Genomic DNA, 12,413 nt, shown 5'->3' with positions numbered 1-12,413 from the left:
CCGGCACAGCGGCCGGCCCCAAAGACATGAATCTCCAGATAGCTGGATAGGGAAACTATTTCACTTCCAGCCAGGCACTGCCTGCGGCCCGAAGAGTTCCTCCGCCTTGGCCTCGACCTCCTCGGTCTGGTAGGCCTTGACCAGCTGCTGGATGGCCTCTCGCTCCTCGTCGCCGCCGCGCACCACGATCAGGTTGACGTAGGGGGATTCGGCGCCCTCCTTGATCAAGGCGTCGTCCAGGCTCAGTCCGGCCGGCTGGGCGAAGGTGTTGTTGATGAAGGCCATGTCCACGTCGGGCAGCACGCGGGGTAGCTGGGCGGCCTCGATCTCGCGGAACTCGAAGTCATGCGGATTCTCGGCGATGTCCAGCGGGGTGGCTTCCAGGAACTCCGGATCGTTGAGCTCGATCATCCCTTCGTTGTGCATCAGGATCAGCGCCCGGCCCTCGTTGGAGGGGTCGTTGGGCAGGGCGATGGTGGCCCCGTCCGGGAGCTCCTCGATGCTGTCGTACTTCTCGGAGTAGGCGCCGATCGGGTAGACGAAGGTGTAGCCGGCGATGGCGAAGTCGTAGCCGCGGTCCTCGACCATGGAGCGCATGTAGGGCTCATGCTGGTAGGCGTTGGCGTCGAGGCTGCCGTCGGCCAGGGCGGCGTTGGGCGTCACGTAGTCGGTGAACTCGATGATCTCGACCTCGAGGCCGTACTCGCGCTCGGCAATCTCGGCGGCTACCTTCATGACGTCGGTCTCGGGGCCGGCCACGGTGCCGACCTTGATGGCGTGCTCGTCGGCCAGGGCGCTGCCGGCGCCGAGGGTCAGGGCGGAGGCCGCCAGGGTGCCGATCAGGCTCTTGCGCATGTCGTGGTTCTCCTCATTGAAGGTGTCGCAGACTCGTTGACGATGATAGTGAAATAACCAGAAAAATTATAATGCATTCTGGTTATCATCCCGGAAGCCTCACTTGTGATCGCTCTTACGCACCAGATAATCCCCCAGGCTCTGGAAACCCTGGACCATCACCACCAGGATCACCACGGTGATCAGCATGATGGTGGGGTTGAAGCGGTTGTAGCCGTAGCGGATGCCCAGGTCGCCCAGGCCGCCGCCGCCCACGGCACCGGCCATGGCCGAGTAGCTGACGAGGGTGACCACCGTCACCGTGAGCGCCGTGAAGATGCCGCCGCGCGCCTCGGGGACCAGCACCTTGGTGATGATCTGCCAGGGAGTGGCGCCCATGGACTGGGCGGCCTCGACCAGTCCCGGGGGGATCTCGTTGAGGGCGCCCTCGACAAGGCGCGCCACGAAGGGGATGGCGGCGATGGTCAGGGGCACGGCGGCGGCATTGGTGCCGATCGACGAGCCGACCAGCATCCGCGTGAAGGGGATGATCGCCACCATCAGGATGATGAAGGGGATCGAGCGACCGATGTTGGTGATCGCCCCCAGTACCCGGTTGAGCGTCGGCTCGGCGAGTATCTGTCGCGGCCGGGTGACGTAGAGCAGCACGCCCAGTGGGATGCCCACCAGGGCCGAGATCAATCCCGACACGCCCACCATGTAGAGCGTATCCAGGGTGGCCTTGAGAATCAGGTCAATCATCGCGCTGGACATGGCCGAGCACCTCCACCTGCAGGTCGTGGGATTCGAGATAGTCGAGGGCCTCGCGGGTCTTCTCTGCCGGGCCCATCAGTTCGGCGATCATCAGTCCCAGGGTGCGCTCCTGGATCGATTCCACCTTGGCCTGGAGGATGCTGACGTCCACGCCACACTCCCGGGCCAGTCGCGAGATCAGCGGGGTCGAGACGGCATCGCCCGAGAAGGCCAGGCGGACCACCGGGTGGCTGTGTGGTCCGGGGGCCTCCTCGAGGCGCTCGATCAGGGCGCGCGGCGGGTCGAGTTCCAGGAAGTCATTGAGGAAGTCGCGCCCCAGGCGGGTGCGTGGCGCGGTGAAGAAATCGCCCACGTCGGCTTCCTCGACCAGCTCCCCGTCGGAGATCAGGCTGACCCGGTGGCAGATCGACTTCACCACTTCCATCTCGTGGGTGATCAGCAGGATGGTCAGGCCGAGCTTGCGGTTGATGTCGCGTAACAGATCCAGGATCGACCCGGTGGTATGGGGATCCAGTGCCGAGGTGGCCTCGTCGCAGAGCAGCACCTTGGGGCGACTGGCGAGTGCCCGGGCGATGGCCACGCGCTGTTTCTGGCCGCCCGAGAGCTGTGCCGGGTACTGGCGCGCCTTGTCGGCCAGTCCCACCAGTTCCAGCAGGGGGGTGACCCGCTCACGGATCTCACTGCGCTTCATGCCCATCAATTCCAGCGGCAGTGCCACGTTGGCAAAGACGGTGCGCGAGGTCAGCAGGTTGAAGTGCTGGAAGATCATGCCGATGCGATGGCGCGCCTGGTTGAGCGCCGCCCCGGAGAGGGCCGTCAGCTCCTGGTCGTCCACGGTGACGGTCCCCGTGGTGGGTCGCTCGAGCAGGTTGACGCAGCGAATCAGGGTGGACTTGCCGGCACCTGAGAGGCCGATCACGCCATGGATCTGGCCCTTCGGTACGTGGAGGTCGGCATGCTTGAGTGCCGTCACGGCCGGTGTGCCGCTGCGCCGCCCCTTGGGGTAGTAGGTCTTGGAAACGTCGTGGAGTCGAATCATTACAGCCGCCGGTGGGGCGCCGGTCGAGCGTCGGGCGGGCGGGGCAGTGGGCAGGCACGAAAAAAAAGGCCACCCTGGCGGGTGGCCATCAACGCTGGACACACCCTTTTAGCTGCACTTCACGCCGTGGGCTGCCCCGGGGGCGGTCCGCGACGTCGGCGCCCGCAATCCGGGTACAAATCGGCGCCTTCAAAATGTAGCCGACTATCCTAGGTTTCGAACGAGCGTATGTCAATGCGAATGGGAGATGATGCCGTTAAGAGCGCTTCGGCCTGGTGGAATTTCCTGTACAGCGAGACAGCGCCGGAACATATTCGTGGTGGCGTGGCTGTCATTGGAGGCTGGCACTTGCTCTTCGCATCTCACTCCTTTCTCCTTGCCCCTTGCCCCTTGCCCCTTGCCCCTTGCCCCTTGCCCCTTGCCCCTTGCCCCTTGCCCCTTGCCCCTTGCCCCTTGCCCCTTGGCCCTTGCCGACATGGACGTCGTCCCCGGGGTTTCCTAGACTGGCGCTCTTTCTCCGGCCCGGTCGCGGTCGGCCAGCACGAGGAGCGTTCATGTTCACAGGCATCGTACAGGGCACCGCCGAGGTGGTGGCCATCCATGAGGCGGAGGCCTTTCGCACCCATGTGCTGGCGCTGCCGGCAGAGCTGCGTGAGGGGCTGGCGCTGGGTGCTTCGGTGGCCCACAACGGAGTTTGCCTCACGGTCACGGCCATCGAGGACGAGCGGGTCAGCTTCGACCTGATGCGCGAGACCCTGCGGGTGACCAATCTTGGTGCGGTGACGGTGGGTGACCGCGTCAATATCGAGCGGGCGGCGCGTTTCGGCGACGAGATCGGCGGTCATGCCATGTCCGGCCACGTGATGGCGCTGGCCGAGTTGGTCGAGCTCGACGAGGCCCCCAACAATCGCCGGCTCTGGTTCGAGGTGCCTCATGCACTGGGCCGCTTCCTGTTCGACAAGGGCTATATCGGGGTGGACGGCATCAGCCTGACCATCGGACAGGTGCAATCGGCCACCGCAGACCACGGCCCGCGGTTCTGCGTCGATCTGATCCCCGAGACCCTGGCCCGTACCATCCTGGTGGACCGCGTCCCGGGGGACGGCGTCAATATCGAGATCGACCCCCAGACCCAGGCCATCGTCGAGACGGTGGAGCGGGTGCTGGAAGCGCGTGGCGTGTGACGCAAGCGAAAAACCTGACCGTTCCGTCAAGTCTGCGTTGGTGGGCCGGGTGGCGAATGGCCCGCAAGTTGCTTAACTAGTTGGGACCGTGCTGCCTGTGGTCACCCGGGCGCCTCGCCACACGCCAAGGCTTTGGGTACCATAGGCGGCTTTTCTCGCGGGCTTTCTCGCACCCCAGGACCATCGCAACGTCCACGCGCGCAGGAACGACAACCATGCTGCAACGCCTGATCGACAACCAGTTCAAGCTGGTCGAGCACAAGACCGACGTGAAGACCGAGGTCATCGCCGGGATCACCACCTTCCTGACCATGGCCTACATCATCTTCGTCAACCCGAGCATCCTCTCCCAGGCCGGCATGGACTATGGTGCGGTCTTCGTCGCCACCTGTCTTGCCGCCGCGGTGGGCTGCCTGATCATGGGCCTGTGGGCCAACTATCCCATCGCCCAGGCGCCCGGCATGGGGCTGAACGCCTTCTTTACCTATGGCGTGGTGCTGGGCATGGGGTACACCTGGGAGGCGGCGCTGGGTGCGGTCTTCTTCTCCGGCTTCATCTTCTTCCTGCTCAGCATCTTCCGGGTCCGAGAGTGGATCATCAACTCGATCCCGCTCTCCCTGCGCTTAGGGATAGCCGCGGGTATCGGGCTCTTCCTGGCGATGATCGCGCTGAAGAATGCCGGCATCGTGGTGGCCAACGAGGCCACCTACGTGGCGCTCGGTGATCTCTCCGAACCCGCTGCCCTCTATGCGCTGCTGGGCTTCTTCGTGATTACCGCACTGGCCTACCTCAAGGTCACCGGGGCGGTGATGATCGGTATCCTCGGCGTGACCGTGCTGGCGATGCTCCTCGGTCATAACGAGTTCGGGGGCTTCATGTCCATGCCGCCCTCCATCGCGCCGACCTTGATGGCGCTGGACCTGGCCGGTGCCCTGGACGTGGCGATGCTCAGCGTGATCTTCGCCTTCCTGTTCGTCGACTTGTTCGATACCTCCGGCACCCTGGTCGGCGTGGCCCACAAGGGCGGCCTGCTGGACAAGGATGGCAAGCTGCCGCGCATCGGTCGCGCCATGATGGCCGACAGTGGCGCGTCCATGGCAGGGGCCGTGCTGGGGACCTCCACCACCACCAGCTATATCGAGTCCACCGCCGGTATCGCCTCCGGCGGGCGCACCGGCCTGACCGCCGTGGTGGTGGCGGTGCTGTTCCTGATCAGCCTGTTCTTTGCCCCGCTGGCGGGCTCCATCCCGGCCTATGCCACCGCCGGGGCCCTGCTCTATGTGGCGGTGCTGATGGCCGGCAGCCTGGCCCACGCCAACTGGGACGACCCGACCGACGCCGCGCCGGTGCTGATCGCCGCCCTGGCCATGCCGCTGACCTTCTCGATCGCCGAGGGCATCGCGCTGGGCTTCATCAGCTACGCTGCGATCAAGACGCTCTCCGGGCGTTTCAAGGACCTCAATCCCGCGGTGATCGTGCTGGCCCTGCTGTTTGCCGGCAAGTTCCTGTTCCTCGACTGAACCATACTGACTGCATTCACCCACCGAGACGCGTATTGATGAGCATCTACGGCGACTACATCAAGTCCGTGATCCGCACGGTTCCCGACTGGCCGCAGCCGGGCGTCAACTTCCGTGACATCACCCCGCTGCTGCAGAACAGTGCGGCCTTCCGCAAGCTGGTCGATAGTTTCGTGCATCGCTACCAGGAGATGGACCTCGACGCCATCGCCGCCATCGATGCCCGCGGCTTCATCATCGGCGCGCCGCTCGCCTACGAGCTGGGCTGCAGCTTCGTGCCGGTGCGCAAGAAGGGCAAGCTGCCGTTCCGCACGATCAGCGAGACCTACACCCTGGAGTACGGCGAGGCCGAGGTGGAACTGCACTCCGATGCCTTCCAGCAGGGGGATCGCATCCTGATCGTCGACGACCTGATCGCCACCGGCGGGACCATGCTGGCCGCGGCCAAGCTGATCACCCGCAGCGGCGGCCAGGTCGTCGAGACCGCCACCATCGTCGACCTGCCGGACCTGGGCGGCTCGGCGCGCATCCGTGAGGCGGGCTATGGGGTCTTCTCGGTCTGTTCCTTCACCGAGGACGAGTGACGCTCATGAGCACCCATCGCTACCACCAGCACTTCACCGTTTCCTGGGACCAGCTGCATCGCGACGTGCGCGAGCTCTGCCATCGGCTGATCGAGCGTGACTTCAAGGGCATCATCGCCATCACGCGCGGGGGGCTGATTCCCGCGGCGCTGATCGCCCGCGAGCTCAACGTGCGCCTGATCGATACCGTCTGCATCAAGAGCTACGACCACATGGATCAGGGCGGCCTGGAGGTGATGAAGGGCGTCGATCACGAGGGCGAGGGCTGGCTGCTGGTCGACGACCTGGTCGATACCGGCCGTACCGCCAAGGCGGTGCGCGAGATGCTCCCGAAGGCCCACTTCGTGACCATCTATGCCAAGCCCGAGGGCAAACCGCTGGTGGACCAGTACCTCACCGAGGTGGCCCAGGACTGCTGGATCCAGTTCCCCTGGGACATGGGCGTGGCCTACGTCGAGCCGCTGGTCGACCAGGCGAAGCGCTGAGCCATGGCCTGTCCGCTTCCCGACAGCTGGCAGCAGTGGCTGGGTGACGAGTTCGAGGCGCCCTACATGCAGTCGCTGCGCGACTTCCTGGCCGCCGAGAAGGCCGCCAGGAAGGTCATCTACCCGCACTCGGCCGACTGGTTCCGCGCCTTCGACCTGACCCCGCTGGACCGGGTCAAGGTGGTGATCCTCGGCCAGGACCCCTACCACGGGCCGAACCAGGCCCATGGGCTGTGCTTCTCTGTGCGCCCCGGGGTGCGCGTTCCCCCGTCGCTGGTCAACATCTACAAGGAGCTGCAGGCGGACGTGGGCTTCACGCCGGTGGACCATGGCAACCTCGAGTCCTGGGCGCGTCAGGGGGTGCTGCTGCTCAATACCTCGCTGACGGTGGAGCAGGGCAATGCCGGCTCGCACCGTGGCAAGGGCTGGGAGACCTTCATCGACCGCGCCATCGCCACGGTGAGCGATCATGCCGAGCCCTCGGTGTTCCTGCTATGGGGTAGCCCGGCCCGCAAGAAGAAGGCACTGGTCGATACTTCGCGCCACCTGGTCCTGGAATCCCCGCATCCCTCGCCGCTCTCCGCCCACCGCGGCTTCTTCGGCAACCATCACTTTTCCCGGGCCAACGCCTTCCTGGTAGAGCACGGGCGCGCGCCTATCGACTGGCAGCTTCCGGCGGCACCCTGAACACAGCCGGGCATCAGCACAAGGCGAGGTGCGCCGGGGACAGGTCGCAGAGGGGGGCCTATGCCAGGGGTGAGGAGGATTCCTCCGAACGGGCTGGCCATGGATGGCCAGCACCGGTCCTGCAAGCGGAGCGGGACGCGAGAGCGAAGCAGGGCATCGGTAGCGTACAGGGAGGTATTCACAGCGCCCCCTCGCAGACCTGTCGCCGGAAAAGCACCGTGCTTAACCTCAACGCGGGATGCGGTTAGAATGGCCTGCAATTTGTCGTTGCTGTCCATCCGACGATAGTCGCCACGTAATCACCGCCGTCCAAGAGGTCCCCCATGAGCGTCCACGCCATCCAGCATCCCCTGGTCCAGCACAAGCTCGGACTGATGCGCGAAGCCGGCATCAGCACCAAGAGCTTCCGCGAACTGGCCGGCGAGCTGGCCAAGCTGCTCACCTACGAGGCGACCAGCGACCTGGAGCTGGAGACCCAGGAGATCGACGGCTGGAGCGGCAACAAGATCCTGGTGCAGCTGCTCAAGGGCAAGAAGGTCACCATCGTGCCGATCCTGCGCGCGGGGCTGGGCATGCTCGACGGCGTTACCGACCTGATCCCCAGTGCCCGGGTCAGCGTGGTGGGACTCTATCGTGACGAGGAGACGCTGGAGCCGGTGCCTTACTTCGCCAAGTTCGCCAACGACCTGGACGAGCGCATGGCCATCGTCATCGACCCCATGCTGGCCACCGGCGGCACCATGGTCGCGACCCTGGACATGCTGCGCGAGCGCGGCTGCAAGCACATGAAGGTCATCGTGCTGGTGGCCGCTCCCGAGGGCATCAAGCGGGTCCAGGACGCCTATCCGGACATCGAGCTCTATACCGCGGCGGTGGATGACCACCTGGACGAGAACGGCTATATCGTCCCCGGCCTGGGCGACGCGGGCGACAAGATCTTCGGTACCCGCTGAACGGCGCTACGTCTCCACGCCGAGTTCCTTCCTGACGCCAGCCTCCGCGACGCGCCCCCCCCCTGTCGCGTAGGCTGGTGTTGTCGTTTCTCGCCTGCCTCTCCTGACCGTCGCGTGACGCGGCTAATGTTCGTTTTCGATCACTATGTGACATTCTTGTCCTATCTGGCGTTTCGCCTCACTCCTGCCGTGTCCGTTAGACAAAAGTTCAATAAAACAATAATAACCATTTTAATCAAGTGGTTGTGAAAATAAAAAGGGGGTTGTCGTCTCCGTGCGCGGTGTTTTCGGTTGGCGACATTTGTGTTTGAAAGCGAATCTCGACTAGGTTGTGTTCAGCAGTCTCCGAACCCACCACATAACAACGAACCGTCGAGATCTGTATGTCCTTGATCCTAGATAACATCGACCATGTGGTCGGTGGCGCCACTCACATCTCGGGCGTGAACCTGGAGCTCCAGCCGGGCTCCTTCAACGTCCTGCTGGGACGGACCCTGGCCGGCAAGACCACCCTGATGCGGCTGATGGCGGGCCTCGACACCCCGACCCGGGGGCGAATCCTGATGGACGGCGAAGACGTGACCGGGCGCTCTGTGCGCAAGCGCAACGTCTCCATGGTCTACCAGCAGTTCATCAACTATCCGGCCCTCTCCGTCTACGACAACATCGCCTCGCCCCTGAAGCTTGCCAAGGTCGCGCGCGCCGAGATCGACCGGCGGGTGCGGGGCGTCGCCGAAATGCTGCATATCGAGCACCTGCTCGATCGCCTGCCCCTCGAGCTGTCCGGCGGTCAGCAGCAGCGGACCGCCATGGGGCGTGCGCTGGTGAAGGATGCCGATGTCGTGCTCTTTGACGAGCCGCTGGTCAACCTCGACTACAAGCTGCGCGAGGAATTTCGCGACGAGCTGCGCAGCGTGTTCAGCGAGCGTAACTGCATCGCCGTCTATGCCACCACCGAACCCGCCGAGGCCCTGGCCCTGGGTGGCAACACCGCCGTGCTCCATGAAGGGCGCCTGCTGCAGTATGGCCGGACGGAAGATGTCTACCACCGTCCGGGCGACATCCTGACCGCGGAGATGTTCTCCGAGCCCCCGATCAACATCGTGAAGGGGATCATCTCCGGGGCCGAGGTGACCTTCGACAAGACGCTGCATTTCCCCATCAACGACGACCTGCGCAGCCTGGCACCGGGGGAATATCGGTTCGGTGTGCGCGCCTCGCATATCTCGCTCACGCCCCGGGCCAAGGATGACATCGAGGTGAAGATGACCGTCGACCTGGCGGAGATCAGCGGTTCCGAGACCTTCCTTCACGTGCACAACGACCTCTTCCACATGACGGTGCACTTGGAGGGGGTCCACGAGTTCCGTGTCGATGCGCCCGTGACGCTCTATTTCCCGACCCACAAGGTCTATGCCTTCGACCGCCAGGGGGCGGTGGTGCATATTCCGACGCACCTGGGGGGGATGTGACATGGCAGAAATCACCCTGAAATCCCTGGCCCATACCTACCTGACCGACCCCCAGTCGCCGGAGGACTATGCCATCCGCGAGATGGACCATGTCTGGCACCAGGGGGGAGCCTATGCGCTGCTCGGGCCCTCGGGCTGCGGCAAGTCGACCCTGCTCAACATCATCTCCGGCCTGCTGGAACCCTCCAGCGGCGAGGTGCTCTTCGACGGGGAGGTGGTCAATGCCCTGCCTCCCGAGGCGCGCAACATCGCCCAGGTTTTCCAGTTTCCCGTCATCTACGACACCATGACGGTCTACGACAACCTGGCCTTTCCGCTGCGCAACGTGAAGACCCCCGAGGCCCGGGTCCATGAGCGCGTCATGGAAGTCGCCGACGTCCTGGAACTCACCGCCCAGCTCAAGCGCAAGGCGAAGAACCTCACTGCCGACGAGAAGCAGAAGGTCTCCATGGGCAGGGGGCTGGTGCGCGAGGATGTATCGGCGATCCTCTTCGATGAGCCACTCACCGTCATCGATCCCCAGCTCAAGTGGAAGCTGCGCCGCAAGCTCAAGGAGATCCACCAGCGCTTCGAGATCACCATGGTCTACGTGACCCACGACCAGCTCGAGGCCTCCACCTTCGCCGACAAGATCGCCGTGATGTACGAGGGCCAGGTGGTGCAGTTCGGCACGCCCAGGGAGCTCTTCGAGCGGCCCAACCACACCTTCGTGGGCTACTTCATCGGCAGCCCGGGCATGAACTTCCTGGAGGTGACGACCCGGGATGGGCGCGTGATGGCCGGAGACACCGAATTGGCGGTCGGGCAGGGCGTCCATGACGCCGTGGCCCGTGCCCGAACCACCAACATCAAGCTCGGCATTCGTCCCGAATTCATCGAGGTGCATCCCGAGCCGGTCGAGGGGGGCATGGAGGCCCGGGTGGATCACGCCCAGGACCTGGGGACCTACTCGATCGTCTACCTGACGCTGGGCAGCATGGCCCTCAAGGCGCGTATCGAGGAGGACCAGGCGACGCCCACCGGGAAGGCATGGATGCGCTTTCCCGACGAGCGGCTCGGCCTTTACGTCGACGAATACCGCGTGGAGATCGAACAATGAACAAGGTCTACAACAACCGCGCATGGTGGCTGATCCTGCCGATGCTGCTGCTGGTGGCCTTCTCGGCCGTCATCCCGCTGATGACCGTGGTCAACTACTCGGTCCAGGACGTCTTCGATGCCAATACGCGCTTCTTCACGGGCACCGAGTGGTTCAAGGAGATGCTCAACGACCCGGCCCTGCAGGCGGCCGTGCTCCGTCAGTTTGCCTTCTCGCTGACCGTGCTGGCCATCGAGGTGCCGCTGGGAATCGGCATCGCCCTGATCATGCCCAAGAAGGGCTGGCAGGCCTCGGCCGTGCTGATCCTCGTGACCATGCCGCTGCTGATTCCCTGGAACGTGGTAGGCAGCATCTGGCAGATCTTCACCCGGGGCGATATCGGCCTGATGGGCTGGAGCCTGCGTGAGCTCGGCTATGGCTACAACATAACGGCGAGCCCGGTGGATGCCTGGGCGACCATCATCCTGATGGATGTCTGGCACTGGACGCCGCTGATCGCGCTGCTCTGCTTCAGCGGCCTGCGTTCGATTCCCGATGCCTACTACCAGGCGGCGCGCATCGACCGCGCCTCGAAGTGGGCCGTGTTCCGCTACATCCAGCTGCCCAAGCTCACCAACGTGCTGGTGATCGGCGTGCTGCTGCGCTTCATGCACTCCTTCATGATCTACGCCGAGCCCTTCGTGCTCACGGGCGGGGGCCCCGGCAGCTCCACCACCTTCCTCAGCCAGTCGCTGACGACCATGGCCATCGGCCAGCAGGACCTGGGCCCGTCGGCGGCCTTCTCGCTGATCTACTTCCTGATCATCCTGCTGGTCACCTGGGTGTTCTACACCGCGATCATGAACATGCAGAAAGACGACAACAACCAGGAGGCATGACATGAGTGATTCATTGCCCACGACTCCCGACGCCGTTCGCCAGCGGGCCGCGGCCGCCGACAACCGGCGTCGTCGCAAGGCGCGCCCGGCCTCCCGCCAGTGGCGCCGCCGGGGGCTCATGACCGCCTATATCGTGTTCGTGCTGTTGCCGATCTACTGGCTGCTCAACATGTCCTTCCAGTCCAACACCGAGATTCTCGGCGGGCTGACCCTGTGGCCCGAGAGCTTCACCCTCGAGCACTATGCCAAGATCCTCACCGAGTCCAGCTGGTACATGGGCTACGTGAACTCGATCACCTATGTGCTGATGAACATGCTGATCAGCATCGCCGTGGCGCTGCCGGCCGCCTATGCCTTCAGCCGCTACAAGTTCATCGGCGACAAGCACCTGTTCTTCTGGCTGCTGACCAACCTGATGGCGCCGCCCGCCGTCTTCCTGCTGCCTTACTTCCAGCTCTACTACACCGTCGGGCTGTTCGACACCCACGTCGCGGTGGCGCTGGCCCACTGCCTGTTCAATATCCCGCTGGCGGTGTGGATCCTCGAGGGCTTCATGAGCGGGGTGCCCAAGGAGATCGACGAGACCGCCTTCATCGATGGCTACAGCTTCCCGAAGTTCTTCGTGAAGATCTTCATCCCCATGATCAGCTCGGGCATCGGCGTGACCCTGTTCTTCCTGTTCATGTTCTCCTGGGTCGAGCTGCTGCTGGCCAGCACCCTGACCTCCACCGGCGCCCAGCCCATCGCCTCGGTGATGACCCAGACCAAGGGCGCCTCCGGGATCGACTGGGGGGCGCTGGCCGCCGCCGGCACGCTGACGATATTGCCGGGCATCGTGGTGGTCTACTTCGTGCGCAACCACATCGCCAAGGGCTTTGCCCTGGGCCGGACCTAAGGAGGACGC

13 protein-coding genes are annotated in these 12,413 nt (G+C 64.4%); 10 read left to right on the top strand and 3 right to left on the bottom strand.

Annotation, left to right across the window (positions count from 1 at the left end; all coding sequences use genetic code 11):
- Window positions 1-60: 60 nt before the first annotated feature.
- From P8934_RS10605 to P8934_RS10595, 3 genes are all read right to left on the bottom strand, one after another.
- On the bottom strand, window positions 61-855 hold the full coding sequence (locus P8934_RS10605; RefSeq protein WP_278030999.1) for a MetQ/NlpA family ABC transporter substrate-binding protein: 795 nt from the start codon (window positions 853-855) through the stop codon (window positions 61-63).
- A 99-nt stretch (window positions 856-954) separates the two neighbouring features.
- Window positions 955-1,608 carry a methionine ABC transporter permease gene (locus P8934_RS10600; RefSeq protein WP_278030998.1) on the bottom strand — a complete coding sequence of 218 codons (654 nt, stop codon included), beginning with the start codon at window positions 1,606-1,608 and terminating at the stop codon, window positions 955-957.
- Window positions 1,589-2,647, bottom strand: coding sequence for a methionine ABC transporter ATP-binding protein (locus P8934_RS10595; protein ID WP_133637354.1), 1,059 nt, complete (start codon window positions 2,645-2,647; stop codon window positions 1,589-1,591). The genes P8934_RS10600 and P8934_RS10595 overlap by 20 nt, the downstream gene beginning before the upstream one ends.
- 554 nt (window positions 2,648-3,201) lie before the next feature.
- Here P8934_RS10595 and P8934_RS10590 point away from each other — a divergent pair.
- The 10 genes from P8934_RS10590 to P8934_RS10545 all read left to right on the top strand — a co-directional run bounded on the left by P8934_RS10590 (window position 3,202) and on the right by P8934_RS10545 (window position 12,404).
- Entirely contained in the window at window positions 3,202-3,831 is a 630-nt protein-coding gene (locus P8934_RS10590; RefSeq protein ID WP_278030997.1) for a riboflavin synthase subunit alpha, read from the top strand.
- Window positions 3,832-4,046: 215 nt separating this feature from the next.
- Window positions 4,047-5,351 carry an NCS2 family permease gene (locus P8934_RS10585; protein ID WP_278030996.1) on the top strand — a complete coding sequence of 435 codons (1,305 nt, stop codon included), beginning with the start codon at window positions 4,047-4,049 and terminating at the stop codon, window positions 5,349-5,351.
- Window positions 5,352-5,389: 38 nt separating this feature from the next.
- Entirely contained in the window at window positions 5,390-5,935 is a 546-nt protein-coding gene (locus P8934_RS10580; protein ID WP_278030995.1) for an adenine phosphoribosyltransferase, read from the top strand.
- 5 nt (window positions 5,936-5,940) lie between these two features.
- On the top strand, window positions 5,941-6,420 hold the full coding sequence (gpt, locus tag P8934_RS10575; protein ID WP_106231994.1) for a xanthine phosphoribosyltransferase: 480 nt from the start codon (window positions 5,941-5,943) through the stop codon (window positions 6,418-6,420).
- A gap of 3 nt (window positions 6,421-6,423) precedes the next feature.
- On the top strand, window positions 6,424-7,107 hold the full coding sequence (gene ung / locus P8934_RS10570) for a uracil-DNA glycosylase (RefSeq protein ID WP_278030994.1): 684 nt from the start codon (window positions 6,424-6,426) through the stop codon (window positions 7,105-7,107).
- A gap of 323 nt (window positions 7,108-7,430) precedes the next feature.
- The gene (gene upp, locus P8934_RS10565) at window positions 7,431-8,060 is read left to right on the top strand and encodes a uracil phosphoribosyltransferase (RefSeq protein WP_278030993.1); all 630 of its coding nucleotides are present in this window, start codon (window positions 7,431-7,433) and stop codon (window positions 8,058-8,060) included.
- A 383-nt stretch (window positions 8,061-8,443) separates the two neighbouring features.
- Complete coding sequence (locus P8934_RS10560; protein ID WP_278030992.1) at window positions 8,444-9,532, top strand: ABC transporter ATP-binding protein; 1,089 nt, start codon at window positions 8,444-8,446, stop codon at window positions 9,530-9,532.
- Between the two features lies 1 nt (window position 9,533).
- A complete protein-coding gene (locus P8934_RS10555) occupies window positions 9,534-10,631 on the top strand; it encodes an ABC transporter ATP-binding protein (RefSeq protein ID WP_278030991.1) in 1,098 nt (365 codons plus the stop codon).
- Window positions 10,628-11,509: a sugar ABC transporter permease gene (locus P8934_RS10550; protein WP_106231988.1), complete on the top strand. Its 882-nt coding sequence runs from the start codon at window positions 10,628-10,630 to the stop codon at window positions 11,507-11,509. Before P8934_RS10555 ends, P8934_RS10550 begins: the two co-directional genes overlap by 4 nt.
- A gap of 1 nt (window position 11,510) precedes the next feature.
- Window positions 11,511-12,404, top strand: coding sequence for a carbohydrate ABC transporter permease (locus P8934_RS10545; protein ID WP_243737320.1), 894 nt, complete (start codon window positions 11,511-11,513; stop codon window positions 12,402-12,404).
- Window positions 12,405-12,413 lie beyond the last annotated feature (9 nt).

It is taken from the genome of Halomonas sp. CKK8, from assembly GCF_029625235.1.
Classification (GTDB): Bacteria; Pseudomonadota; Gammaproteobacteria; order Pseudomonadales; family Halomonadaceae; genus Halomonas; species Halomonas ventosae.
The sequence above is the reverse complement of the archived record's forward strand: the minus strand, read 5'-3'. Positions and strand labels throughout refer to the sequence as shown.

Coding starts and splice junctions, on each gene's coding strand:
- P8934_RS10590 (WP_278030997.1), top strand. CDS start 3,202: ATGTTCACAGGCATCGTACAGGGCACCGCCGAGGTGGTGGCCATCCAT.
- P8934_RS10605 (WP_278030999.1), bottom strand. CDS start 855: ATGCGCAAGAGCCTGATCGGCACCCTGGCGGCCTCCGCCCTGACCCTC.
- P8934_RS10555 (WP_278030991.1), top strand. CDS start 9,534: ATGGCAGAAATCACCCTGAAATCCCTGGCCCATACCTACCTGACCGAC.
- ung (WP_278030994.1), top strand. CDS start 6,424: ATGGCCTGTCCGCTTCCCGACAGCTGGCAGCAGTGGCTGGGTGACGAG.
- P8934_RS10580 (WP_278030995.1), top strand. CDS start 5,390: ATGAGCATCTACGGCGACTACATCAAGTCCGTGATCCGCACGGTTCCC.
- P8934_RS10585 (WP_278030996.1), top strand. CDS start 4,047: ATGCTGCAACGCCTGATCGACAACCAGTTCAAGCTGGTCGAGCACAAG.
- P8934_RS10550 (WP_106231988.1), top strand. CDS start 10,628: ATGAACAAGGTCTACAACAACCGCGCATGGTGGCTGATCCTGCCGATG.
- gpt (WP_106231994.1), top strand. CDS start 5,941: ATGAGCACCCATCGCTACCACCAGCACTTCACCGTTTCCTGGGACCAG.
- upp (WP_278030993.1), top strand. CDS start 7,431: ATGAGCGTCCACGCCATCCAGCATCCCCTGGTCCAGCACAAGCTCGGA.
- P8934_RS10595 (WP_133637354.1), bottom strand. CDS start 2,647: ATGATTCGACTCCACGACGTTTCCAAGACCTACTACCCCAAGGGGCGG.
- P8934_RS10545 (WP_243737320.1), top strand. CDS start 11,511: ATGAGTGATTCATTGCCCACGACTCCCGACGCCGTTCGCCAGCGGGCC.
- P8934_RS10600 (WP_278030998.1), bottom strand. CDS start 1,608: ATGTCCAGCGCGATGATTGACCTGATTCTCAAGGCCACCCTGGATACG.
- P8934_RS10560 (WP_278030992.1), top strand. CDS start 8,444: ATGTCCTTGATCCTAGATAACATCGACCATGTGGTCGGTGGCGCCACT.